The organism is Candidatus Stoquefichus massiliensis AP9, assembly GCF_000455285.1.
In the GTDB taxonomy this organism is placed as follows: Bacteria; Bacillota_I; Bacilli_A; order Erysipelotrichales; family Coprobacillaceae; genus Stoquefichus; species Stoquefichus massiliensis.
The window spans coordinates 252,996-254,952 of sequence record NZ_HG005289.1 but is presented as its reverse complement, the minus strand read 5'-3'; the positions used below and the strand labels follow the sequence as shown (position 1 = coordinate 254,952).

General features: G+C 26.0%; 1 protein-coding gene. It reads left to right on the top strand.

Annotated elements, in window-relative coordinates:
- Window positions 1-66 precede the first annotated feature (66 nt).
- Window positions 67-1,957 (top strand): leucine-rich repeat protein (locus BN350_RS19055; protein ID WP_044600268.1); only part of this gene is annotated, 1,891 nt, incomplete at its 3' end.

Genomic DNA, 1,957 nt, shown 5'->3' with positions numbered 1-1,957 from the left:
GGTAGATAATTAGTATATAAAAATATAATGAAATTGTTATGGATATTTATGGAAAGAGAGGTATTTATGAGAAAATTATTAATAGTACAAACCTTAATTTGTTTGATAGTTGGTTTATTTAGTTTTTCAAATGTTAATGCAATATCTTCTGAAGAATCTGATGGTGATTTTAAAATTGAAAATAATATTCTTGTTGAATATAGAGGGGATGCAGAAAATGTTATTATACCTGATGGTGTAGTGGAAATAGGGACTTCTGTTTTTGAAAATAATCAAATAATTAAGAGTGTTCAGTTTCCTGAAACTTTAAGAATAATAGGAAAATACGCTTTTAGAAAATGTACTAATTTAGTTGAAGCTAAATTGCCTAGTCATTTAACTACAATTGATTTATGGGCTTTTTCTCATACTAAACTAAAAAAAATATATATACCAAAAACTTTAAATAAGACAAATACTCCATTTTATAATTGTGAATATATTGAAGAAGTTGAATTTGAAAATGGTATAACTGAAATTCCAGCGGAACTATTTGATTCTTCTAATATGTTTAAGTATAGCCAAAGTAAATGTTTAACTATTCCTGAAAGTGTTAAAACAATTGGAAGTTATGCATTTGCAAATTGCCCTAACATTGAGGAAGTTTATTTACCTAAAAAATTATATGAAATAGGAATATATTCATTTAGTAAAACAGGTATAAAGAATCTTACTCTTCCAGGGAATATAGTATATATTGGGAGCCAAGCTTTTTCAGAATGTGAATATTTAGAAACAGTAAATGTTTTAAAAAAAGATATTTCATTAGATGGTGGTATTATGGTCTTTGACAAAACATTTAAAGATTGTAAAAAATTAAAGAGTTTTAATATTGAAGATATCTTTATGAAAATGGTTTTTCGAAATGGTGTTTTTCAAAATGATATTAATTTAGAAAAAGTTGATTTTCCTGCAGATATAGATATTTATACATGGGATGATCCTAATAAATTTTATACATTTGAAAACTGCGTGAATCTCAAAGAGTTAAATATACCAAGTACAGTTCAATTGAATAACAAATTAACTTTTGATTCAACAAATCTAGTTATTAATGGTTATTCAAATAGTTCAGCTGAAAAATATGCTAAAGAAAATAGTTATAAATTTATAAGCAAAGGACCAGCAATAAATTCTATTGAGTTTATATCAGGAATTAGTGGTGTGGATGAATCCAGTAAAGAAAAAATTGTAAGATTATCAGTAGGAGAAGAATTGGTTTTAAAATATAATATAAAACCAATTGAAACTACTGATACTCCATATATTGACGTATATAGAACAAGTGAATATATAAAAGTTGATAAAAATAAAATTACAGGACTTAAAGAGACTTCTAAGGGTTATTATGAATCACTATATTTCAAATATAACAATGTATCAGAAAGAGTAAGGGTTATAGTTGATAAAGATTTTGATGTCCAATTAAATGTAAATTATATAGATTTAAAAAAGGATGAAAGTGCTACTATATTTTTAAAGCATAATGATTTAACAATTCCTTATTCTGAGGTCAAATGGGAATCAAAAAATAGTAATATTGCAACTGTTAATGCAGAGGGAATGATTTTTGGTGTTAATAAAGGAACAACAGAAATTATTGCAAAATATAAAGGCAAAGAATATATTTGTGAAGTAAACATAACACTTCCACTGGTAAATATTGAAATTAATGAAACGAATCTGAATCTATACGTAGGAGAAAGCAAACAATTATACGTTAATTTTACTCCTTATGATACAACAGATGATCAAATTATCAAATGGTCATCTACAGATAATAATATTGTAAGTGTTGATGGAGATGGATGTATTACGGCAGTATCATCTGGAAAATCTACAATTGGAGAAGCAACTATAATTGCTATGGTTGGTGAATTGAAAGCTACTTGTATTGTTAAAGTATCTAATCCTACAG